Source organism: Enterobacter sp. IF2SW-B1, from assembly GCF_001743375.1.
GTDB lineage: Bacteria > Pseudomonadota > Gammaproteobacteria > Enterobacterales > Enterobacteriaceae > Enterobacter > Enterobacter bugandensis.
Genome location: NZ_MJAA01000011.1, coordinates 91,267 through 112,472, shown reverse-complemented (window position 1 = coordinate 112,472; position 21,206 = coordinate 91,267). Strand labels below are relative to the sequence as shown.

At 60.6% G+C, this 21,206-nt stretch carries 22 protein-coding genes; 8 read left to right on the top strand and 14 right to left on the bottom strand.

The annotated features are described in order from the left end of the window. Window positions 1–4: 4 nt before the first annotated feature. Window positions 5–886 carry a LysR family transcriptional regulator gene (locus A6013_RS20225; protein WP_069733654.1) on the bottom strand — a complete coding sequence of 294 codons (882 nt, stop codon included), beginning with the start codon at window positions 884–886 and terminating at the stop codon, window positions 5–7. A gap of 99 nt (window positions 887–985) precedes the next feature. On the opposite strand from A6013_RS20225, the gene A6013_RS20220 reads away from it, so the two are divergent. The 8 genes from A6013_RS20220 (at window position 986) to arnF (ending at window position 9,182) form a co-directional block, all read left to right on the top strand. Beyond that, window positions 986–1,492, top strand: coding sequence for a phenolic acid decarboxylase (locus A6013_RS20220; RefSeq protein WP_059357264.1), 507 nt, complete (start codon window positions 986–988; stop codon window positions 1,490–1,492). A gap of 323 nt (window positions 1,493–1,815) precedes the next feature. Then, the gene (gene arnB / locus A6013_RS20215; RefSeq protein WP_069733653.1) at window positions 1,816–2,955 is read left to right on the top strand and encodes a UDP-4-amino-4-deoxy-L-arabinose aminotransferase; all 1,140 of its coding nucleotides are present in this window, start codon (window positions 1,816–1,818) and stop codon (window positions 2,953–2,955) included. Between the two features lies 1 nt (window position 2,956). Then, entirely contained in the window at window positions 2,957–3,940 is a 984-nt protein-coding gene (gene arnC / locus A6013_RS20210) for an undecaprenyl-phosphate 4-deoxy-4-formamido-L-arabinose transferase (RefSeq protein WP_041911876.1), read from the top strand. Next, window positions 3,937–5,919 (top strand): bifunctional UDP-4-amino-4-deoxy-L-arabinose formyltransferase/UDP-glucuronic acid oxidase ArnA, encoded by a 1,983-nt coding sequence (arnA, locus tag A6013_RS20205; RefSeq protein ID WP_069733652.1) that lies wholly within the window; start codon window positions 3,937–3,939, stop codon window positions 5,917–5,919. Before arnC ends, arnA begins: the two co-directional genes overlap by 4 nt. Continuing rightward, on the top strand, window positions 5,916–6,818 hold the full coding sequence (gene arnD / locus A6013_RS20200; RefSeq protein WP_069733651.1) for a 4-deoxy-4-formamido-L-arabinose-phosphoundecaprenol deformylase: 903 nt from the start codon (window positions 5,916–5,918) through the stop codon (window positions 6,816–6,818). Before arnA ends, arnD begins: the two co-directional genes overlap by 4 nt. Continuing rightward, a complete protein-coding gene (gene arnT, locus A6013_RS20195) occupies window positions 6,815–8,470 on the top strand; it encodes a lipid IV(A) 4-amino-4-deoxy-L-arabinosyltransferase (RefSeq protein ID WP_069733650.1) in 1,656 nt (551 codons plus the stop codon). The genes arnD and arnT overlap by 4 nt, the downstream gene beginning before the upstream one ends. Continuing rightward, window positions 8,470–8,805: a 4-amino-4-deoxy-L-arabinose-phosphoundecaprenol flippase subunit ArnE gene (gene arnE, locus A6013_RS20190; protein WP_069733649.1), complete on the top strand. Its 336-nt coding sequence runs from the start codon at window positions 8,470–8,472 to the stop codon at window positions 8,803–8,805. The genes arnT and arnE overlap by 1 nt, the downstream gene beginning before the upstream one ends. Beyond that, the gene (gene arnF, locus A6013_RS20185) at window positions 8,802–9,182 is read left to right on the top strand and encodes a 4-amino-4-deoxy-L-arabinose-phosphoundecaprenol flippase subunit ArnF (RefSeq protein WP_028014715.1); all 381 of its coding nucleotides are present in this window, start codon (window positions 8,802–8,804) and stop codon (window positions 9,180–9,182) included. The genes arnE and arnF overlap by 4 nt, the downstream gene beginning before the upstream one ends. Here the strand turns inward: arnF and acpT are convergent. The 13 genes from acpT to A6013_RS20120 are packed head-to-tail and all read right to left on the bottom strand — an operon-like array spanning window position 9,139 to window position 21,204. Then, complete coding sequence (acpT, locus tag A6013_RS20180) at window positions 9,139–9,747, bottom strand: 4'-phosphopantetheinyl transferase AcpT (protein WP_028014714.1); 609 nt, start codon at window positions 9,745–9,747, stop codon at window positions 9,139–9,141. The genes arnF and acpT overlap by 44 nt on opposite strands. A 2-nt stretch (window positions 9,748–9,749) precedes the next feature. Further along, entirely contained in the window at window positions 9,750–10,979 is a 1,230-nt protein-coding gene (locus A6013_RS20175) for a beta-ketoacyl-ACP synthase (RefSeq protein WP_028014713.1), read from the bottom strand. Then, window positions 10,976–11,707 carry a 3-ketoacyl-ACP reductase FabG2 gene (locus tag A6013_RS20170; protein ID WP_028014712.1) on the bottom strand — a complete coding sequence of 244 codons (732 nt, stop codon included), beginning with the start codon at window positions 11,705–11,707 and terminating at the stop codon, window positions 10,976–10,978. Before A6013_RS20170 ends, A6013_RS20175 begins: the two co-directional genes overlap by 4 nt. Further along, complete coding sequence (locus A6013_RS20165; RefSeq protein WP_045259387.1) at window positions 11,704–12,177, bottom strand: 3-hydroxy-fatty acyl-ACP dehydratase; 474 nt, start codon at window positions 12,175–12,177, stop codon at window positions 11,704–11,706. Before A6013_RS20165 ends, A6013_RS20170 begins: the two co-directional genes overlap by 4 nt. Beyond that, entirely contained in the window at window positions 12,174–13,343 is a 1,170-nt protein-coding gene (locus A6013_RS20160) for a beta-ketoacyl-[acyl-carrier-protein] synthase family protein (protein ID WP_048960811.1), read from the bottom strand. The genes A6013_RS20165 and A6013_RS20160 overlap by 4 nt, the downstream gene beginning before the upstream one ends. 1 nt (window position 13,344) lies before the next feature. Further along, window positions 13,345–13,923, bottom strand: a complete 579-nt coding sequence (locus A6013_RS20155; protein WP_028014709.1) for a DUF3261 domain-containing protein — start codon at window positions 13,921–13,923, stop codon at window positions 13,345–13,347. Next, window positions 13,920–16,244, bottom strand: coding sequence for an MMPL family transporter (locus tag A6013_RS20150; protein WP_069733648.1), 2,325 nt, complete (start codon window positions 16,242–16,244; stop codon window positions 13,920–13,922). The genes A6013_RS20155 and A6013_RS20150 overlap by 4 nt, the downstream gene beginning before the upstream one ends. Next, on the bottom strand, window positions 16,213–16,818 hold the full coding sequence (locus A6013_RS20145; protein WP_069733647.1) for an outer membrane lipoprotein carrier protein LolA: 606 nt from the start codon (window positions 16,816–16,818) through the stop codon (window positions 16,213–16,215). Before A6013_RS20145 ends, A6013_RS20150 begins: the two co-directional genes overlap by 32 nt. After that, a complete protein-coding gene (locus tag A6013_RS20140) occupies window positions 16,815–17,237 on the bottom strand; it encodes a thioesterase family protein (RefSeq protein WP_045259382.1) in 423 nt (140 codons plus the stop codon). The genes A6013_RS20145 and A6013_RS20140 overlap by 4 nt, the downstream gene beginning before the upstream one ends. 3 nt (window positions 17,238–17,240) lie before the next feature. After that, the gene (locus A6013_RS20135) at window positions 17,241–18,932 is read right to left on the bottom strand and encodes a glycosyltransferase (RefSeq protein WP_069733646.1); all 1,692 of its coding nucleotides are present in this window, start codon (window positions 18,930–18,932) and stop codon (window positions 17,241–17,243) included. After that, the gene (locus tag A6013_RS20130; protein ID WP_028014704.1) at window positions 18,923–19,276 is read right to left on the bottom strand and encodes a hydroxymyristoyl-ACP dehydratase; all 354 of its coding nucleotides are present in this window, start codon (window positions 19,274–19,276) and stop codon (window positions 18,923–18,925) included. Before A6013_RS20130 ends, A6013_RS20135 begins: the two co-directional genes overlap by 10 nt. After that, a complete protein-coding gene (locus A6013_RS20125) occupies window positions 19,263–20,624 on the bottom strand; it encodes an acyl-CoA synthetase (RefSeq protein WP_069733645.1) in 1,362 nt (453 codons plus the stop codon). The genes A6013_RS20130 and A6013_RS20125 overlap by 14 nt, the downstream gene beginning before the upstream one ends. Next, window positions 20,617–21,204, bottom strand: coding sequence for a hypothetical protein (locus A6013_RS20120; protein WP_045259379.1), 588 nt, complete (start codon window positions 21,202–21,204; stop codon window positions 20,617–20,619). The genes A6013_RS20125 and A6013_RS20120 overlap by 8 nt, the downstream gene beginning before the upstream one ends. Window positions 21,205–21,206: the final 2 nt, after the last annotated feature.

The window sequence follows — 21,206 nt, the reverse complement described above, 5'->3', positions numbered from 1 at the left end:
GACCTTAAAGCGTAGCAGGTGATGATGACGGCTCCTGGCTAAAAAGGCGCAGCAGGGTTTCAACCTGCTCATCCAGCGGGGCGAGGGTGCGCTTCACGATCAGATGCAGCGGCGTGGCCCGACGAACGCCGTGGCTCAGCGGGAGGAGTTTCAGTACGCCTTGCTCCAACTGGGGCTGAATGCGTTCCTCTGGCAGCCAGCCGTAGCCGACCTGCGAGACGACCGCCTCTATGGCAGCGTCGATGGTCGAGAACGTCCACGACTCGCCGGCAGCCCGCGTGGCGTTCTGGCTGTCCGCAATCTGGATTAGCGGCCACGGGCGCAGCATCTCATCATTCAGCGGCGCGTCGAGGCTAAAGAGGGGATGCCGGTGATGCGCCACGGCGACAAAGTCAATGTTCATCAGCCATTCGCCGAGCCCGGTAATGTCCTGGCGGCGGGTTAAAACCATCACATCGGCCTCGTTGTTCATGGCATCGGCGCGGGTATTTTCCAGCACCTCCGTGAGGCGGACCTGAGTTTGCGGATACTGCTGCTGGAACTGACGCAGAATGGCGAACAGGCGGCGGCGTGGGAAAATCGAGTCCACCACCAGGTCCAGCCGCGTGCGCATCCCGTTACGAAGGGTCGCCGCGCGCGTCTCGACATACGAAAACGCTTTCAGCAGCGGTTTCACCTGGCCGAGAAGCAGTTCACCGGCCGGGGTCAACACCGCCCTGCGCCCCTCCGGCGCCAGCAGCGCCACGCCCAGCCGCTCCTGCAGCAGCGACAGGTTATAGCTCACCGAGGACTGACTGCGGTGGGTTTCTTCCGCAGCTTTGGCAAAGCTGCCCGCATCCACCACTTTTTCCAGTAAAGCCCACTGTTCCAGCGTCGTCTTGTGCATAATTTATCTAAAATTTGGATGAATTTGATTAAAAAATAGCGTTATTCATTCATTTTTTGAAGGCTTAAGATCGTCTCATCAAAACGAAGGAGACATCTTATGAACACATTCGACAAACACGACTTAAGCGGCTTCGTTGGCAAACATCTGGTTTATACCTATGACAACGGCTGGAATTACGAAATTTACGTCAAAAACGAGACTACTCTCGACTACCGTATTCACAGCGGTCTGGTGGCGAACCGTTGGGTTAAAGATCAGCAGGCTTACATCGTGCGGGTAGGGGAGAGCATCTATAAAATCTCCTGGACCGAGCCAACCGGTACGGACGTTAGCCTGATTGTGAACCTGGGCGACAAACTGTTTCACGGCACCATCTTCTTCCCGCGTTGGGTCATGAACAACCCGGAAAAAACCGTCTGCTTCCAGAACGACCATATTCCGCTGATGAACAGCTATCGCGATGCGGGGCCGGCATATCCAACAGAAGTGATTGACGAATTTGCCACCATCACCTTTGTACGCGACTGCGGTGCGAACAACGAAAGCGTGATTGCCTGCGCGGCCAGCGAGTTACCAGAAAACTTTCCCGATAACTTAAAATAAGCGCGACAATTAACTAAAAAGAAAAGTTCCCGGTTATTTCTGCTTTTACAGAAATAACCGGTATTTTTTTTGTTTGTTGATGTTTGGTTTAAAATCACATTTTGTAAAAATTGAGTTTGATCACGAAATAAATAATTCATAATTACATAAACTATTGTTTATAAATGAATTAATATTGATTTAGTTACATCTTAATTACGCATCTTAATTTTTCCCTAAGAAATGAACGATACCTTGATATGAGTTTATGGTTCGTTGAAATAAACGAAAAAGTAATTGGTTAATATCAAGCGCGTGCCATTCTTATTGCAAGGAAATTAATGATGAGTGATTTTTTGCCTTTTTCCCGCCCGTCGATGGGTAGTGAGGAATTAGCGGCGTTGCAGGAGGTTTTAACCTCCGGCTGGATCACCACAGGGCCTAAAAATCAGGAACTTGAAGCGGCATTTTGTCAGCTGACGGGGAACCAGCACGCGATTGCCGTCTGCTCGGCGACGGCGGGCATGCACGTTACGCTGATGGCGCTGGATATTGGTCCGGGCGATGAGGTCATTACCCCCTCCCAAACCTGGGTCTCCACGCTGAATATGATCGTGCTGCTGGGCGCCACGCCGGTCATGATCGATGTGGACAAAGAGACATTGATGGTGACACCGGAAGCGGTTGAAGCCGCCATTACCCCGCGTACCAAAGCGATTATTCCCGTGCATTACGCCGGCGCGCCGTGTGATATCGACGCCATTCATGCCGTCGGTGAGCGTCACGGTATTACGGTGATTGAAGACGCGGCCCATGCCGCCGGAACGTACTACAAGAACCGTCACGTGGGCTGGAAAGGCACGGCGATTTTTTCCTTCCACGCCATCAAAAACATGACCTGCGCAGAAGGTGGTTTAGTTGTCACGGATAACGCCCGGCTTGCCGCGCGGATCCGCAGCCTGAAATTCCACGGCCTGGGCGTGGATGCCTATGACCGCCAGACGCACGGCCGCGCGCCGCAGGCCGAAGTGATCTCCCCGGGCTTTAAGTACAACCTCGCAGATATCAACGCCGCGCTGGCGCTGGTACAGCTGGGTAAGCTGAAAGAGGCCAACCTACGCCGCGAGGCAATCGCGCAACGCTACCTGCGCGAGCTTGCCGATACGCCGTTCCAGCCGCTGAGCATTCCGTCATGGCCACACGTTCACGCCTGGCACCTGTTTATTATTCGCGTTGATGAAGCGCGCTGCGGGATCTCACGCGACAACCTGATGGCGGCGCTGAAGGAGCAAGGCATCGGCACCGGCCTTCATTTCCGCGCGGCACACACTCAAAAATACTACCGCGAGCGTTTTCCTGATGTATCGCTTCCGAATTCGGAATGGAACAGCGCGCGTATTTGTTCTCTCCCTCTTTTCCCGGACATGACTCATGACGACACAACCCGCGTCATTACCGCGCTCCATCAGCTTGCAGGACATTGATATGTTCAGCGCACCGCCTGTACAAAAAGTTTCTGTGGTCATCCCTGTTTATAACGAGCAGGAGAGCCTGCCCGAGCTGATCCGCCGCACCACGGCAGCCTGCGATACGCTGGGCAAAGCCTATGAAATTCTGCTGGTGGACGACGGCAGCAGTGATGATTCCGCGCTGATGCTGACCGAAGCCGCCCAGGCCGAAGGCAGCCATATTGTCGCCGTGCTGCTCAACCGTAACTATGGCCAGCACTCCGCCATTATGGCCGGGTTCAGCCACGTTACGGGCGATCTGATTATCACCCTGGACGCGGATTTGCAAAATCCGCCGGAGGAGATCCCGCGCCTGGTGGCGAAAGCCGATGAAGGCTATGACGTGGTCGGCACGGTGCGTCAGAACCGCCAGGACAGCCTGTTCCGCAAGCTGGCCTCGCGCACCATCAACCGTCTTATTCAGCGCACCACCGGTAAAGCAATGGGCGATTACGGCTGCATGCTGCGCGCCTACCGCCGCCATATTGTCGACGCCATGCTGCACTGCCATGAGCGCAGCACCTTTATTCCGATCCTCGCCAACACCTTTGCCCGCAAGGCAACGGAAATTCCGGTCCTGCACGCCGAGCGCGAGCACGGGGAATCGAAGTACAGCTTTATGCGTCTCATCAACCTGATGTACGACCTTGTCACCTGCCTGACCACCACGCCGCTGCGCCTGCTGAGCGTGTTCGGCAGCATCATCGCCCTGGCCGGCTTTACGCTGTCCGTCCTGCTGGTGGTGCTGCGGCTGGTCTTTGGCCCGCAGTGGGCGGCGGAAGGGGTCTTCATGCTTTTTGCCGTGCTGTTTATGTTCATCGGCGCCCAGTTCGTCGGAATGGGCCTGCTCGGTGAATACATAGGCCGTATCTATAACGATGTTCGCGCACGTCCGCGCTACTTTATTCAACGTGTTGTCCGTCAGGAACACAAAGCATCTCAAGAGGAAAACCACCCATGAAAGCCGTTGTATTTGCCTATCACGATATGGGGTGCGCGGGCACGCTGGCCCTGCTGGAAGCGGGCTATGACATTGCTGCAATCTTTACCCATCCGGACGCGGCGGGAGAGAATCACTTCTTCGGCTCCGTGGCGCGTATCGCCGCCGAGCGCGCTATTCCGGTGTATGCTCCAGACGACGTCAACCACCCGCTGTGGGTGGATCGCATCCGCGCGCTCGCACCTGATGTCATCTTCTCGTTCTACTATCGCAACCTGATCTGCGATGAGATCTTAGGCCTGGCCGCAAAAGGGGCGTTTAACCTTCACGGCTCTCTGCTGCCCGCCTACCGTGGCCGCGCGCCGCTGAACTGGGTGCTGGTCAACGGCGAAACGGAAACGGGCGTGACGCTGCACCGCATGGTGCGCCGCGCAGATGCCGGGGCCATCGTCGCCCAGCAGCGCGTGGCAATCGACGCGGATGAAACCGCGCTTGAGCTGCATCATAAACTCTGCACCGCGGCGCAAAGCCTGCTGCGTGACGCGCTGCCAGCCATCCTCAACGGCACCTTCAGCGAGACCGAGCAGGACGAAAGCAAGGCCAGCTGCTTTGGCCGCCGCGCGCCGGAAGATGGTCGCCTGGACTGGAATAAACCCGCCCGCCAGCTGCACAACCTGGTGCGCGCCGTGACCGACCCGTGGCCGGGCGCGTACAGCTTTGCGGGCGTAAGCAAATTTATCGTCTGGAAATCCCGCGTGCGTGACGATATCCCGGCGGCTAAGCCGGGCACCGTCGTCTCCGTCTCCCCGCTGATTGTGAGCTGCGGCGAGCAGGCGCTGGAGATCGTCACCGGGCAGACCGACAACGGCCTGTACGTTCAGGGCACGCAGCTGGCGCAGTCTCTGGGTCTGGTGGCCGGGGCGCTGATCACCAGCGCGCCAGTGGTTGCCATCAAGCGCCGCACGCGCGTGCTGATCCTCGGCGTGAACGGCTTTATCGGGAACCACCTGACCGAACGTCTGCTCAAAGACGATAACTACGAGATTTACGGTCTGGATATCGGCTCTGACGCCATCAGCCGTTTCCTCAACAACCCGCGTTTCCACTTTGTGGAAGGGGATATCAGCATTCACTCCGAGTGGATCGAATATCACATTAAAAAATGCGACGTGGTGCTGCCGCTGGTCGCCATCGCCACGCCAATCGAGTACACCCGTAACCCGCTGCGCGTGTTCGAGCTGGATTTCGAAGAGAACCTGAAGATCATCCGCGACTGCGTGAAATACGACAAGCGCATCATCTTCCCGTCCACCTCTGAAGTGTACGGCATGTGTACCGACAAAAACTTCGATGAGGATGCCTCCAGCCTGGTGGTCGGGCCGATCAACAAGCAGCGCTGGATCTACTCTGTCTCCAAGCAGCTGCTGGACCGCGTAATTTGGGCCTACGGCGAGAAAGAGGGTCTGCGCTTTACCCTGTTCCGTCCGTTTAACTGGATGGGCCCGCGTCTGGATAACCTGAACGCGGCGCGAATCGGCAGCTCCCGTGCGATCACTCAGCTGATCCTGAACCTGGTCGAAGGCTCGCCTATCAAGCTGATTGAAGGCGGGAGTCAGAAACGCTGCTTTACGGACATCAGCGACGGTATCGAAGCCCTGTTCCGCATCATTGAGAACAAAGATAACCGCTGCAACGGTGAGATCATTAACATCGGTAACCCGGAAAACGAGGCGAGCATTCGCGAGCTGGCAGAGATGCTGCTGGCAAGCTTTGAGCGCCACCCGCTGCGCGATCGCTTCCCGCCGTTTGCCGGTTTCCGCGAAGTGGAAAGCAGCAGCTACTACGGAAAGGGCTACCAGGACGTCGAGCACCGTAAGCCAAGCATCCGCAACGCGAAGCGCTGCCTGAACTGGACGCCGACGGTGAAGATGGAGCAGACCATTGATGAAACGCTCGACTTCTTCCTGCGCACCGTGGAGCTATCGGAACAGGCCTCATGAAAAAAGTCGGTTTACGCATTGATGTCGACACCTTCAGGGGAACGCGTGACGGCGTGCCCAGACTGCTGGAACTGCTGAACAGGCACGGCGTGCGTGCCAGCATTTTCTTCAGCGTGGGGCCTGACAACATGGGACGCCATTTATGGCGTCTGGTTAAACCGGCATTTCTGTTCAAAATGCTGCGCTCGCGCGCGGCATCCCTCTACGGCTGGGATATTTTGCTGGCCGGCACCGCCTGGCCCGGCAGACGCATCGGCGCGGGTAATGAAGCGGTTATCCGCGCGGCGGCGCAGCAACACGAGGTCGGCCTGCATGCCTGGGATCATCACGCCTGGCAGGCGTGGGCGGGCGTCTGGGATATCCCGCGCCTGTCCCGTGAGGTCGAGCGTGGAATGCTGGCGCTTGAGGCCATCATCGGTCAGCCCGTGCGCTGCTCCGCCGTGGCGGGATGGCGTGCCGACCAGCGGGTGGTCAAAGCCAAAGAGCATTTCGCGTTTCGCTACAATAGCGACTGTCGTGGAACCGGGCCGTTTTTGCCGCTGTTGGGCGAAAATCGCTACGGTACGGTGCAAATTCCGGTCACGCTTCCCACGTGGGATGAGGTGGTGGGGCGCGAGGTGAAGGCGGAAGCATTTAATCGCTACATTCTGGACCGCATCCATCGTGACGCCGGAACGCCGGTCTATACCATCCATGCCGAAGTGGAAGGGATTGCGTATCAGCATGATTTCGATGAACTGCTGACGATGGCCGCTCAGGAAGGCATTGCGTTCTGTCCGATGAGCGAGCTGCTGCCGGACGACCTCAGCACCCTGCCCGTGGGTAAAGTCGTCCGTAATGAACTGGCTGGCCGGGAAGGCTGGCTTGGCTATCAACAAACCGTGAGTCCGGTCCCATGAAAACAGCCCGTTATGGCGTAGCGCTTTTCGCACTGTTTATCGTTTATTACTTCATTCCGGTCGATATTCGCCTGCTTTGGCAGCCTGATGAAACGCGCTATGCGGAAATCAGCCGCGAAATGCTGGCATCGGGTGACTGGGTTGTCCCGCATTTCCTCGGGCTGCGCTACTTTGAAAAGCCGATTGCCGGCTACTGGATCAACACTATCGGACAATGGCTGTTCGGGCACACGAACTTTGCCGTACGCGCCGGGTCGATCTTCTCCACCGGGCTCGCGGCGCTGCTGGTGATCTGGATGGCCTGGCGTCTCTGGCGGGATAAGCGTACGGCCATTTTCTCCGGCCTGATCTTCCTGACCCTGTTCCTGGTGTATGGCATCGGCACCTATGCGGTGCTGGACCCCATCGTCACCCTGTGGCTGGTGGCGGCGATGTGCAGCTTCTGGCTCGCCTCACAGGCGCGCACCGTGGCCGGAAAAGCGGGCGGCTATGTGCTGCTTGGGCTGGCCTGCGGCATGGGGGTGATGACCAAAGGCTTCCTGGCGCTGGCGGTACCGGTGATCGGCGTGCTGCCGTGGGTGATTGCCCAAAAGCGCTGGAAAGAGGTGCTGATTTTTGGCTGGCTCGCGGTCCTGAGCTGCGTGCTGATTGTTCTGCCGTGGGGGCTGGCCATTGCGCACCGCGAGCCTGATTTCTGGCGCTACTTCTTCTGGGTTGAGCATATTCAGCGTTTTGCCCAGAGCGACGCGCAGCATAAAGCTCCGTTCTGGTATTACCTGCCGTTCCTGCTCGCGGGCAGCCTGCCGTGGCTGGCGCTGCTGCCAGGCGCGCTGCGTCTTGGCTGGAATGACAGACAAAACGCGGGCGGCGGGTTCTACCTGCTGGGGTGGGTGGTGATGCCGCTGCTGTTTTTCAGCATCGCTAAAGGCAAGCTGCCGACCTATATCCTGCCCTGTTTTGCCCCGCTGGCTATCCTGATGGCGCGCTATGCCTGCCTCGCGGCGGAAAAAGGGGCCAGAGCGTTGCGCATTAACGGCGGCATTAACCTGGCGTTTGGCGCTATCGGCGTGGTGGCGGCGCTGGCGGTCTCGCCGTGGGGGCTGGCTAAGCATCCGGTCTGGACATCGGTCGAACTGTATAAAGTCTTCTGCGCGGTGGTGGCGTTCCTCATCTGGGGCGCGGTAGGCTGGTTTACGCTGCGGCAGAGCCAGCGGCGCTGGTGGCTGGCGGCGCTGTGTCCTGCGGGTCTGGCGTTGTTGATTGGTTTTGCCATTCCGAACCTGGTGGTGGATTCCAAACAGCCGCAGTCGATGGTGGATACTGTGCGCGAGCCGCTTCAGGGCAGCCGCTTTGTGCTGACCAATAACGTTGGCGTGGCTGCGGGCCTGGCGTGGGAGCTGAAGCGCAGTGACATCACGCTGTTTGCTCAGAGCGGCGAGCTGCGCTACGGGCTGGATTATCCCGATGCGAAAGATCGCTTTGTCAGTGAAGACGACTTCGCGCAGTGGCTGGCAACGCATCGTAAGCAGGGAAGCGTGTCGCTGGTGATGCTGCTGTCTAAACGTGACGATATTGCAGAGGCGAATTTACCGCAGCCGGACAATCTCTATATCCAGGGGCGTCTGGCCCTGCTGGAGTATCTGCCGAAGTGATGACCTGGACCTGGCTCATACTGGCAAGCCTGCTGAGCTGCGCGGGACAGCTGTGCCAGAAACAGGCTACCCGTCCGGCGAAAGGCGGACGGCGCGGCGCGCACATCATGCTGTGGCTTGGCCTGGCGATGCTGGCACTGGGCTGCGGAATGCTGGTCTGGCTGGCGGTGCTGCAGAGCCTGCCCGTCGGCGTAGCTTACCCTATGCTGAGCCTCAATTTTGTCTGGGTGACGCTGGCGGCGAAGGTCTTCTGGCGCGAGCACGTTGCTATGCACCACTGGCTGGGGGTCGGGTTCATTATCATGGGGATTATCGTGCTGGGAGGAAGCCTGTGAAAGGCGCGTTCTGGGCGTTATGCAGCGTGCTGTTAGTCAGCGCCGCACAGCTGTTGCTGCGCGATGCCATGCAGGCTCTGCCGCCGGTCAGCGATTTTCTGACGTTTATCTCCGCGCTGTGGCACGTTTCGTCCGGCACGGGCGCGCTGCTGCTGGGGTTAACGGGATACGTTGCCTCCATGGGCTGCTGGTATCTGGCGCTGCATCGCATGGCGCTCAGCAAAGCGTATGCCTTGCTGAGCCTCAGCTATATCCTGGTGTGGGGCGCGGCAATCCTGCTGCCCGGCTGGGGGGAGCACTTCTCCTGGCATGGGCTGCTGGGCGTCGCGTTGATTATGCTGGGTGTACTGGTGATTTTCCTGCCCCGACGTGAATAATCGACTCGGTGGTCAGGGTGTAAGGGGTCGAGGTACAGACGGCAAGGCTCAGAGAACCGAGCTGCAGCTGGCTGACCGAGTGCGACTGCGCCGTGCTGTCGATGCTGACAATCTGCCAGGCGCTGCCGCCGCGCTGTTTCACAATCGCTTCTTTGCGCGTCCAGATACGCCAGAAGGCAGAAAGCTGTTCCTCGGGCGCTTCACGCTCCAGCTCGTCATGCTCTGTCAGGCTGAAAACGGCGTTGGCCAGCGCCTGCCAGTTCTTGCGGGGGCGAATCACTTCGATATCGCAGCCCACTTCGCCTTCATCGCTCATCAGCAGGGCGATATCATCACCGCTATGGCTCAGGTTGAACCACAGCGGATCCCCCTTCGCAAAAGCCGGCTTCCCCTGCTCGCCGTAAATGATGTCGGGGAGCGGGTGAGGGGATAATGTTCTGGCGAGCAGCGTCCGGCCTGCCAGCCAGGAGGCCTGTCGTGCACCCTGAGGTGCCTTATCTGCAAGCGTTGACGCCAGCGGGTCCGCGCAAAGGGTGGAAATTTTTCCCAGTACAAACCGGTACATAGTTACGCCCAGCGTTTAATGATAATCGAGGTATTGATGCCGCCAAACGCGAAGTTATTGCTCTGCAGATACTCGCAGTCAATCTGACGGGCTTCTCCCATAATATAATCTAAAGCCCCGCATTGCTCATCCGGCTGCGTTAAATTGAGCGTCGGGGCAAACCAGCCTTCGCGCATCATCTGCAGGCTCATCCACGCTTCCAGCGCGCCGCAGGCCCCCAGCGTGTGGCCAAAATAGCTCTTCAGCGAAGAAACCGGCACGCTGTCACCGTAGATGGCGGCCGTGGCCTGGCTTTCGGCGATATCGCCGCGGTCGGTGGCGGTACCGTGCGCGGAGATATACCCCATATCCCGGGCGCTTAACCCCGCCATCGCCAGCGACTGCTCCATGCATATCTGCATGGTGTCACGCTGCGGCTGGGTGATATGGGCCGCGTCACAGTTGGTGGCAAAGCCCACGATCTCACCGTAGATGGTGGCCCCGCGCGCTCTGGCGTGCTCCAGCTCCTCCAGAATCAGGGTGCCTGCGCCTTCCCCAATCACCAGACCATCGCGCTGCGTATCGAACGGCGAGGGGGTGGTTTTGGGTTCGTCGTTGCGCTGGCTGGTGGCAAACAGCGTGTCAAACACCGCCGCTTCAGACGGACAAAGCTCTTCCGCGCCCCCCGCGACCATCACGGTCTGATACCCGTGGCGAATTGCCTCCCAGGCGTAGCCAATCGCCTGGCTGCCGGAGGTACAGGCGCTCGACGTTGGGATCACGCGGCCACGTAGTCCAAAGAACAGGCCGGTATTCACCGCGGTGGTGTGCGGCATCATCTGGACGTAGGTTGTCCCGGTGATGTTATTGGTGTGCTTTTCGGTAAGCATGGTCGCGAATTCGCTGACCGGGCCGGTACTGCCTGTCGAAGAACCGTAGGCGATGCCGGTTTGCCCGTTGGTGAGCACCGCTTCGCCAATCAGCCCCGCCTGCTCCAGCGCCAGCTCGGTGGCGCGGGTCGACATCAGCGACACGCGGCCCATGGCGCGAATACGCTTGCGGGTATAGTGTTCCGGCAGCGCGAAATCGTCGATCGGCGCGCCCAGCAGGGTGTGCAGGCCATCATAAACCTGCCATTCCGGCATTTTACGCACGGCGTTTTCATACGCCAGCAGCCGGCTGGAAACGGACTGCCAGTTCTCGCCAAAGGCGGTGACGCCGCCCATGCCCGTAATCACCACGCGACGCGTCATAGCATTCCTCCGTTAATCGAAATGACCTGGCGGGTGACGTAGCCCGCGATATCCGACATCAGATAGCTTGCCAGCCCGGCGACCTCCTCAGCCTGGCCCATACGTTTCATTGGGATGATGGACATCGCTTCCTTCAGCGCGGCCTCCTCCATTTCAATCATGCCGGTATCAATCAGCCCTGGCGCAATGCAGTTCACGGTGATTTTGCGTTTTGCCAGCTCGATCGCCAGCGCTTTGGTGGCACCGATAATGCCCGCTTTGGCCGCGCTGTAGTTCACCTGGCCGCGGTTGCCCATCACGCCGGAGACGGAGGATAAGGTAATAATGCGCCCGCCTTGACGGGTGCCGATCATGGGCATAATGCAGGGGTGTATGACGTTATAAAAACTGTCGAGATTGGTGTGGATCACGCTGTCCCAGTCGTCTTCACTCAGTGCCGGAAAAGCGCCATCGCGGGTAATTCCGGCGTTGCTGACCACGCCATACCATGCGCCATGGGCATCAATTTCCTGTTCAAGCACTTCACGGCACTGCTCGCGGTTGCCTACGTCAAACGAGAGTAAACGGCCGCTGCCGCCCGCCTGCGTGATGGCGTCCAGCGTCTCCTGCGCGCCTGCGGCATCACGATGGTAATGCACGCCGACGGTGAACCCGTCAGCGGCAAGCTGGCGGGCGATGGCGCGACCAATGCCTTTGCTGGCCCCTGTGACCAGTACGGAACGACTCATGCGTGGGATCCCTGATTAAAAAGCGATGTTAATTCTTCTGCAGTCGGCTGGAAGGTATTGACCCGGCCCGTGGCCAGCGTCTCTTCACCTGCGCAAATCGTGCATTCAAAACTGCCGAAGCGTTCGTCCTGCATCAGCAGCTTAACGGTAATGTCCAGCGTTAAGCCTTTGGCGAAACGCCCGCTGGCGCAGACCAGCTCGCGCGCGCCGAGCACCATGCCCAGCGCGATATGTTCCTGCCCCTGCTGCTGACGATGCCAGCCCGACCAGACGCCAACGGTCTGTGCCATTAGCTCGAGCGCGTACCAGCCCGGCAGGTCGCCATCGGCATTGAGAAACGGCGCCAGCACGCTTTGCCTGTCAACCGCCACGCGGCAGACCGCCATGTCATCCGTCACATTTTCAACGGACCCCAGCAGCATCATGGGCGCATCGTGCGGCAAATAGGCTTCGGGTGATAGATAGCTCATGACGTTCTCCCCAGCAGAATGCTGGCGTTATTGCCGCCAAACGCGAACGAGTTAGACAAAATCACCGGCTTTTTCAGGGCGGTGCGCTGGTGCAGCAGGCCGCACGGCGCCAGCGTCTCGTCCGGAGCGTAGCGGGAAAAATCCTGCGGCGGCAAGGGCAGATCGCGCGTCAGGATAAGCCAGCTCAAAGCCGCTTCGGTAATGCCGGCAGCGCCCAGCGTGTGGCCGGTAAGGTGTTTGGTTGAACTGCACGGCACGCTTTCTCCGAAGAGATCGTGAACCACCTGTGATTCAATCTGATCGTTGAGCGGCGTGGCCGTGCCGTGCAGGTTGATGTAGCCGATGTCGTCCGGCTGCATGCCCGCTTCGCTGAGCGCCTGAGTGATAGCCCTTATCGCCCCGTCGCCCTGCGGATGCGGGGCGGAAATATGGTACGCATCGCTGGATTCGCCCGTGCCGAGCAGCGCCACGTCCGCGGGTTCCCGGCTTAATACCATCAGCGCCGCCGCTTCACCGATGGTGATCCCCCGGCGGTCCCGGCCAAACGGCTCGCAGAGCGTGGGGGAGAAGGATTCAAGACTGTTAAAGCCGTTCACGGGCATCCGGCTCAGGGTGTCTGCTCCGCCGACAATGGCGATATCCACCAGCCCGGCTTCGATAAGGCGTTTGCCGCCGATCATCGCCCGCGCGCTGGAGGAGCAGGCGGTGGAGATCGTATAGGCCGGGCCTTCAAGCTGCAGCCAGTTGGCGAGAAAGCGGGACGGATCGCCCAGCTCCTGCTGCGGATACTGCCAGCGCGTGCTGGTCTCGCCGTCGGTCATGAGACGCACGTGCTCATCGCCTTCATCCAGCCCGGAGGTGCTGGTTCCCAGCACCACGGCCACGCGGTCGCGACCAACGCGGGCGATGGCCTCGTCGACGGCGGGCTGAATCTGCGCCAGCGCGGCCAACAGCAGCTGGTTGTTGCGGGTGCGGTGTGCAGAGAAGGTGTCCGGGATGAGCGGCAGTTCGCCTTCCACCCCGCCCAGTACCGCTTCGGGCATTCCCTGCAGCCAGCCGGTCCGGGCGTGCATGCCCGGCGCCACGCCCGCAGCCAGGTTGGCGGCAATTTCATCAGGCGAGTTGCCCAGCGCGTTGACCATGCCAACAGCGGATATATAAATCATCTCAGTCACCCAGATATTGAATGGTGATGTGGTATTTGAATACGTGTTGCTCGATGCTGATCGGCTCGCGCTTGCCTTTGCGCTGGAGGTAGACAATCTCCGTCACCAGCTTGCCGCTGGCGTTACGCAGCTCGCGCCGATCGCCATTGTCCGTTAACGTCCAGCCCTTCGGCAACTGCGGCTGCCAGGCGCTAATCGGCCAGTGGCTGAGCATCACGTCGGCCAGCACCTGGCTGGCGGGCGGCAGCTGCGGCACGACGATCGACTGCTCGGTATGAATACCGCTCTCGTCGTACGTTGCCAGGAACAGGCGAATGCCCACGGAAGAGAGGCCGGCCAGCGTGACCTTATGCGCATCCGCGTTGAGCATCACCAGCAGGGACTGCGTTTGCCCGTTAAAGCTGCCGGTCAGCAGCTGCTGGGAGCTTACCGCCGGGCTGATGCCGGGCGGCGGCAGAGTGACTTTGGTGCCAGGCTGAAGCCAGGCCTGAGGCCGCGTCTCTTTGGTATCGGTCGAATGGCTGCAGCCTGCCAGCAGCAGCGCCGCGGCCAGCGCGACGGCGCGATAAACAGCGTTCATTTACGTTTTCTCTCTTTCTTATCCGGCATCGCCAGCGGTGCCAGCAGGAAGGCGGTGAAAATACCGCTCACCAGCACAATACCAAAGCTGCTGATGGCCTGGGTGGCGCTGAAGACGAGCATGCCCAGCGTCAGCAGGGTGGTCATCATGGCCAGGGTAATCGCCAGCATCGAAGTCAGCGGCGTACCGCGCGGGTTGCTGAAGAACAGCGTGTAATTAATGCCAATGCCGAGCACCAGTACCAGCGCCAGCAGTGAAAACAGATTTACCGGGTGGCCCGTTGCGGCCAGGACCGCCAGCCCGCAGCTCAGCGACAGTACGGACGGCACCAGGCTTATCAACCCTTTGCGCCAGCCGAGGCGCAGCATCGCCCCGCAGGCAATCACCGCCAGCGCCGCAAACAGTAGCCCCGTCAGCAGCGTGCGGTAGAGGGCAAACAGGCTGTCAAAGCTGGCCTTGCGGTCCACCCAGACGACGCCGTCATGGCGCGCGGCCAGCTCACCGAGCGCCGCGCTGTTTTTTGCGCCGTCCACCGGCACGAGCACGCCGCTTTCCCCGCCCGGCAGGGTCAGCCAGAGCAGACGCCAGCCCTCGCTGGCCGGACTTTCAAGCCACGCGTCCACGCTGACCGGCATGGCGTCCAGATTGGGGGAAACGGCGTTGAGCCCTGCGCTTTTCAGCACGTTCGTCACCGCAGGCGCGGCGTTCCGCAGTAGCGCAAGGTCGCTTTTCTGGCGGGCCAGCGAGTTCAGCGGCAGGGTGCGCCAGCGGGTGAGATCCCCCGCCTTTTGCGCCTCGGCCAGCGCGGGAGTAAAGGCTTCCAGCCGCTCCAGCGTTTGCTGGGGCGAAGCGCCATGCACCACAAACCATTTCTGATCGACGCTTTGGCCGGTCAGGGCGGTAATGGTTTTCTCCTGCGCCAGAATATCTTTCGGCAGCGCCTGCAGCTGGGCGATGTCGTCGTCCACCTTCAGGGTGCTCATTCCCACGGCGGAGAGCAGCGCCAGCGCGACGGGCAGACCAACGGACAGTTTTTTACTGCGTCGCCAGGCGGCCAGCCAGCGCAACATCAGGACCATAAAGGGAACCGGGCGCACCGGCAAACCCCGGCACAGCCACGGATGCCAGAAAATCACCGTCAGGCAGGAGGCGCTCAGCCCCGTCGCGGCAAATACCGCCATCTGGCGGATCCCGGGGAAGGGGGCCAGCATCATAATCAGGTAGGCGGCGACGGTCGTCAGCAGCGCCAGCAGCAGCGCATTGCGCACTTTGGCCAGGCTTTGCCAGGGGGAGTGATCCGCGCCGTGCACCATCCGTTCGGTCAGGTAGTAAAGCGTATAGTCGGCCGAAATACCGATGATGCTCATGCTCATCACCAGCGTCATCAGGTGCAGTTCGCCAAAGAGCAGCAGCGTCACCACCGTGCCCGCCAGCGCGCCGATGGCAATGGAGAGCACGCTCAGCAGCAGCGGGCGCAGAGAGCGGAACACCGCCACGATCAGCAGGAACACCCCAAGCAGGGTGGCGATGCCCAGCGTTGAGACGTCGCGTTTAGCCTGCTGGCTGGCATAATCGCTGTAGAACACCGTCCCGCGCGAAAGCAGCTGCGCCTGCGGGTAACGCGCTTTCAGCGTCTGTTGCAGCGCATTAAGCGTCGTCACGAGCCGGTGGGTCTGCTGCATATCAAATGACGAGCCCGCCAGTTCGCCGTGCAGCAGATACCAGTAGTTTCCCGCTTCATCTTGCGTGACCAGCCAGCCGTCCATCAGCCGCAGCTTCTGGCCGTTTTGCGCCAGGGCGAGCTGCGAGCCGCGCATCAGCATCAGCGGATCGTTTTGCAGCTCTTTACCGCTGACGCCGGAGAAGGCGGAGTAGAGCTGGGATAAAATCCACTGCGCCTGCGCTTCTCCGCCGTTTTGCAGGCGGGCGCGGGTGGCCGGATCAATCAGCCCGTTGCGGTGCTGCCAGAAGAACTCTCCCCAGGCCTTTTGCCCGGCGGCGTCCATCGGGCCTTTGACCTCGCGGAGCGCGTCGCTGCTGTGCAGCAGTTCAAGCCACTGCTGCGCCACGCGCGGATCGGGTTCTTTGCCGGGGCTGACCAGCCAGACCAGCTGGCGGTCGAGACGCTGCATAAACCCGTCGTTGAGCGCCGGAGGGATCGCCCCCAGCGTCTGCTTCGGCAGCATGGCCAGCACGCTGCTGTTCAGCCGCGCGCCGGGCAGCAGCGACAGCAGCACGCCCAGCATAACCAGACATACCGTGGCCCACAGCAGCGCCGGGCGCAGGGATTTACGGTGCGGCAAAGCGTTGGCGTTCGTCATCGGTCAGGCTGGCGGGCGTCAATTGGTGGTTTGAAAGGGCGATATCGGTACGGTCGCCCTGCCTGTCGTTCAGGCGGATCGTCTCAAGATAGGTCGCGCCGCCCAGATCGAGGGTGGCGAAAATCTTGTCCAGCGGCGTCGTTTTTGGGGTAAGTACCAGCGACCAGCGGCCCGCGCCCAGGTCTTTAAAATCGATGCGGAAGTTCTCTTCCAGCACCTTGCGGTCGGCCTGGAACAGGGCCCGCAGCAGGTGGTTGAACTGGAACATCTGCGGATTATTTTCGGCGGTGATGGTCTGCGGCGGCTGGCCGTTGATCGCCTGAACCATCCGCTTGTCGTCCAGCAGCAGCGTCATCGGAAACGGCGCTTTTTGATCCCACAGCAGGCCGCTGTCGCGGGCGATCAGCATCTCGCCCTGCGAGCGCAGCGGCTGCGGCATATCTTTTATCGTGCGGACCTGTTCGAAGTGCGCGCGCACCACGGGCTGCTCGGTGAAACGCTGCTGCAGTTCATCCAGCGTCACGGCGCTGACCAGCGGGCTGACGATCAGCGCCAGCAAAGGCAACCATTTCATGGCGTGACTCCCATACGTTCAAACAGTACTGCCGGACTGACAAAGCACATTTCGCGGGTGGCTTCTTCCACCGCCACCTGGATGGTGTAGCCGGTGGTGGTGCGTTTGCCGCTTTGCGCATCGAAAATTTGATAGGCAATGCGCAGGCGGTTTTCATACTCTTCAATCTGCGCGCGAACGCGAATGCGCTGCTCAAAGGTCACCGCATCGCGGTATTTCACCCGCGTGTCGACAACGGGCCAGACGTAGCCGGAGGCTTTCATCTGGCGATAGCCATAGTCAAACTGATTGAGCAGCGCCTCGCGGGCGATCTCAAAGTAGCGGAAATAGTTGCCGTGCCAGACCACGCCCATCATATCGACGTCGTGGAACGGAACGGTGATCTCAACTTCAGTCGTAAAGCGGGGATCGGTCAGCACCCTTTACTCCTTCTCTCTGGACTCTGGCAGATGCCAGAAATCGAAAAAATTAAACCAGTCGAGCGGCGACATCAGGGCGTAATGCTCCAGCCGCTGCGCGTAGCGATCGACGGTAGCCTGCAGCGCCTGCTGGCGTTCCCCGCGCGGCAGGATCAGCGGGTCGGCAAACGGCTCGCTGTGCAGGACGAGCTTCCCCTGCTGGCGCAGGGCGAAAATCAACACCACCGGACAGCGCAGGATGGAGGCCAGGATAAACGGCCCCTGAGGGAACGGTGCGGGCTGGCCCATGAACGGGCTCCAGATCACCCGCCACTCGCCGCCACGCTGCGGGTTGACGGCGATGCGGTCGCCCACGATCGCGACCCATTCTCCGCGCTCAAGCTTCTCTTTGATGGCAATGGCGGTGTCCGGGCCGATGTCGGTGACCGACATCAAATTCACGCCGGCCTGGGGCGCCATTTCGCTCATAATTTGCTTAAAACGCCGGGCGTTCTCGCTGAAGACCAGGGCGTTGATGGTTTTGCTGCCGTCCAGCTGGGCCAGCGCCCGGCAGGCTTCTACGTCGCCAAGATGCGAGGCCAGCAGCAGCTTGCCCTGCGGCGCCGCGATATTAAGCGTTTCGCTCGCGCCGGGAGCAAAGACCACGTCGCGCTTAAACTTCAGCTCGCCGCGCCAGCTGGCGACTTTGTCCAGCATCGCGTTGCCGAAGCGCATGAAATGGAAAAAGCTGTTGAGATGTGCTGGAACAGGCATGTTCCGCTGCATCAGCACCTGCTTCACGCGTGCAATCCACTGCCGCGAAGCCTGCCGCGCCGGACGCGCGATCAGCCAGTAGACGCCGATAACCGGCCACAGCAGCACGGTAAACGCCCGCCGCCCCAGCAACTGCCAGACGCGCAGCATCAGGCGCATGCCCCACAGGCCTTTAACCTCGTCCTGCTGCGCCCAGTGCTGGCCGCGTCGACGGAAGAGCAGGCCGGGAATGCGGGGCAGCATGCCGAAGAACAGCCGGGTATGCATCAGGGAGATCCGCACGTTATCCTTCAACGCGTCGAAGTGGGACAACCCGTCCTGCGGATAGGTCACGCGGGTGGGCAGAAAGACGCTGGTGTTGCCCTGCCAGTAGAGACGGACCATCACTTCGGTGTCAAAGTCCATCCGTTTACCGAGCGTTTCACGCGCGGCGAGCCGCAGCGTGGGCGAGACCGGGTAGACCCGAAAGCCGCACATGCTGTCTTTAAGCTGCAGGGATAAGGTCTCAATCCATACCCAGACGTGGGTGACCCAGCGACCGTAGAGCCGCGAGCGCGGGATGGAGTCATCGTAAACGGGCTGGCCGGAAATCAGCGCGTCCGGGTGGCGCTCCGCCAGCGCCAGCATTTTGGGAATATCTTCGATGGCGTGCTGGCCGTCCGCGTCCACCTGCAGGGCGTGGGTATAGCCCGCACGCGCGCACTCCTCCAGCCCCCTGATGACCGCGGCACCTTTGCCGGCGTTTTGCGCCAGACGGACCAGCGTCATCTGCGGCTGCTCCGCCGCCAGCCGCTCAAGCTCCTGGCGGGTGGCGGCTTCGCTGCCGTCATCCACTACCAGGCACGGCAGGCCAAACGGCGAGAGGCGCGACAGCACGCTGGCCATCGTGGCGCCGTGGTTGTAGCACGGGATCAGCACGCAGGGGCGGAAGGTTACTGACATAGACGAATTTTCCCGCTGCTGGCGGTATGGCGTTCAGCCCCGTCATGACGCAGGTAGCTGAAGGTCAGCAGTTTGCGCCCGGCATGCCACTCAAGCACCAGCGTCACCGTGGTTTCCGGCAGCAGAGGCGCCTGGAACTTCACGTTTTGAATGCTGTGAAAGCGGTAGCCCGGTGCCAGTAAAGTCGTTGCGTAGTGCATCACCCAGTCAAGCTGCGCAACGCCGGGCAGCAGCGGCTGTACGGCAAAATGGCCCTGAAACCAGAACAGAGAGGCATCGAGATGCAACACGATCTCCAGCTTCTCCGGTTGTGCCTGATGGCGCTCGATTTCATGAATTTTCATGAAATAACTCCTCTAACTGCGCATAGACACGCTTGTTCATACTGTTTACCGGCATCTCATCGACAATGCGCCAGTAGCGTGGAACGGCGACCGGCTCAAGCCACGGCAGCAGGGCGCGTCGCCAGGCGAACTCCTGCGCTTTTTTATCCTGCAGATGCCAGCGCTGACGAACCGCCTCATCCAGCACCAGCAGGACGCCAATCCCCTGACGGCCCCCGCGCGTAACCGGCAGCGCAGCCGCCTCGCAAACGCCGTCGAGCTTCAGCAGGCGGCGCTCAATCTCGTTAAGCGAGATGCGCTTTTCTTCAATTTTGACCACCCGCCCGCGACGACCGGCGATGCTAAACAGCCCCTCACTGTCGAAGTGGAGGATATCGTCCAGCTGGAGTCCTTCAGCCTCATGGATAAGTGGCGAAGTGACGCGGCAGGCGTCATCTTCCTGATGGAAGTTTACGCCGGGGAAGGGTAGCCACGGCAGGTTATCTTCCACGCGATGGCGCCAGGCGAGGATCCCGGTTTCGGTGCTGCCATAAATTTCGTCCGGCCAGATGTTAAGCCAGCCAACCGTGGTGGAGACGTCACGCCAGGGCAGCATTCCGCCCGCGGAAATCAGCATCCTGACGGGCGGCGCGGCCAGCTCGGTATCCAGGCGCTTCAGGAACGCCGGACTGCTGATGAACAGGTAATGCCGGTCATGAGGAAGGGCGGCCAACTGCTCTGCGTAGTAGAGCATCGCGGCATGCAGCGGCAGGCCCATCGCCATCGGCAGTACGATGCGAAATGTCAGGCCGTAGAGATGTTGCGGGACGACGGAGGCCACAACGCTACAGCCAGCCAGGCGTTCGCCGAAGCGGTCAGCCAGCAGGCGGGCTTCGCGATCCAGGCTGACGATGTGCTTAACCACCCGGCGCGGCGTTCCCGTGGAGCCGGAGGTGAACAGCTCGACGAAGCGGTTTTCGTTAATCTCCGGCAGGGGTACCCAGCGGGCGATCGTCTGGTGGCGGGAGGCTACCACAATCAGCTGCCCGTCGATATCGAGGGACCGATCGCTCAGGACGCCGTTAAACAGCGGCTGCTGCTCCTCAAGCAGCGAAACGCGGCTATGGCCGGGAATGACCGGCGTTTTACCGGCATGCAGCGAGGCCAGCAGCGCAACGATAAACAGGTAGCTGTTTTCAAAGCACAGCGCCCAGCGCTCGCCTTCCTGCTGACGCAGGGTGTCGACCAGTAACGTCACGTCGTGGCGCAGCTGGCCCAGCGTCCAGGTACGATCGTCGAGCCAGGCGACGGGCGTGTCGTCAGGGCGGGGCGCGTTTAACCACTGGCCCAGCGGAAGGGGGTTATTCATTGTGCATCTCTTTTTTTATCACCCGCTGGCGCACCAGCCACTCTGCCGCCATCAGCGTCCCCATCAGGATGTAAGCCACCATACCGTTCCACAGCGTCCACAGATGCATGTCGCCGTGCAGGACGGTATACAGCGCCATCGCCCCGTTGCCGATGAAAAATCCGCACCAGACGAGGGTCACCCTGCGGGTATAGCGCACGCCCTCCGGCGGCAAATTTGGCTCACGTAAGCGCGCCAGGCGTTCGACCAGCGGCATCGCTGTCCAGAGCGAACCGCCGAACACGGCGAGCATCACAAGATTAACGACCACAGGGTAAAACAGCAGCCACTGGTGGGTTTTCAGCAGGTAGCTTGCCGCGCAGAGCGCGATCCCCGCCAGCGCCACGCACTGCACCACATACCGCATCGGGCCGGTGTTACGCCGCGCCTGACGCAGCCGCAGCAGCAACAGCAGCGCCATCACCGGCAGCAGCCACGGCAGGCTGTTATGCGTCAGCCCAAATCCAATCAGGAAGGGCCACGCCAGCAGCATCAGCCCCGTCAGAAGTGGGATGACCGGGAACGTCCGTCCACCACGCACGG

Bases quoted from the DNA above. Each gene is read 5' to 3' on its own strand.
- A6013_RS20225 (WP_069733654.1), bottom strand. From the start codon at position 886: ATGCACAAGACGACGCTGGAACAGTGGGCTTTACTGGAAAAAGTGGTG.
- A6013_RS20220 (WP_059357264.1), top strand. From the start codon at position 986: ATGAACACATTCGACAAACACGACTTAAGCGGCTTCGTTGGCAAACAT.
- arnB (WP_069733653.1), top strand. From the start codon at position 1,816: ATGAGTGATTTTTTGCCTTTTTCCCGCCCGTCGATGGGTAGTGAGGAA.
- arnC (WP_041911876.1), top strand. From the start codon at position 2,957: ATGTTCAGCGCACCGCCTGTACAAAAAGTTTCTGTGGTCATCCCTGTT.
- arnA (WP_069733652.1), top strand. From the start codon at position 3,937: ATGAAAGCCGTTGTATTTGCCTATCACGATATGGGGTGCGCGGGCACG.
- arnD (WP_069733651.1), top strand. From the start codon at position 5,916: ATGAAAAAAGTCGGTTTACGCATTGATGTCGACACCTTCAGGGGAACG.
- arnT (WP_069733650.1), top strand. From the start codon at position 6,815: ATGAAAACAGCCCGTTATGGCGTAGCGCTTTTCGCACTGTTTATCGTT.
- arnE (WP_069733649.1), top strand. From the start codon at position 8,470: ATGACCTGGACCTGGCTCATACTGGCAAGCCTGCTGAGCTGCGCGGGA.
- acpT (WP_028014714.1), bottom strand. From the start codon at position 9,747: ATGTACCGGTTTGTACTGGGAAAAATTTCCACCCTTTGCGCGGACCCG.
- A6013_RS20175 (WP_028014713.1), bottom strand. From the start codon at position 10,979: ATGACGCGTCGCGTGGTGATTACGGGCATGGGCGGCGTCACCGCCTTT.
- A6013_RS20170 (WP_028014712.1), bottom strand. From the start codon at position 11,707: ATGAGTCGTTCCGTACTGGTCACAGGGGCCAGCAAAGGCATTGGTCGC.
- A6013_RS20165 (WP_045259387.1), bottom strand. From the start codon at position 12,177: ATGAGCTATCTATCACCCGAAGCCTATTTGCCGCACGATGCGCCCATG.
- A6013_RS20160 (WP_048960811.1), bottom strand. From the start codon at position 13,343: ATGATTTATATATCCGCTGTTGGCATGGTCAACGCGCTGGGCAACTCG.
- A6013_RS20155 (WP_028014709.1), bottom strand. From the start codon at position 13,923: ATGAACGCTGTTTATCGCGCCGTCGCGCTGGCCGCGGCGCTGCTGCTG.
- A6013_RS20150 (WP_069733648.1), bottom strand. From the start codon at position 16,244: ATGACGAACGCCAACGCTTTGCCGCACCGTAAATCCCTGCGCCCGGCG.
- A6013_RS20145 (WP_069733647.1), bottom strand. From the start codon at position 16,818: ATGAAATGGTTGCCTTTGCTGGCGCTGATCGTCAGCCCGCTGGTCAGC.
- A6013_RS20135 (WP_069733646.1), bottom strand. From the start codon at position 18,932: ATGTCAGTAACCTTCCGCCCCTGCGTGCTGATCCCGTGCTACAACCAC.
- A6013_RS20130 (WP_028014704.1), bottom strand. From the start codon at position 19,276: ATGAAAATTCATGAAATCGAGCGCCATCAGGCACAACCGGAGAAGCTG.
- A6013_RS20125 (WP_069733645.1), bottom strand. From the start codon at position 20,624: ATGAATAACCCCCTTCCGCTGGGCCAGTGGTTAAACGCGCCCCGCCCT.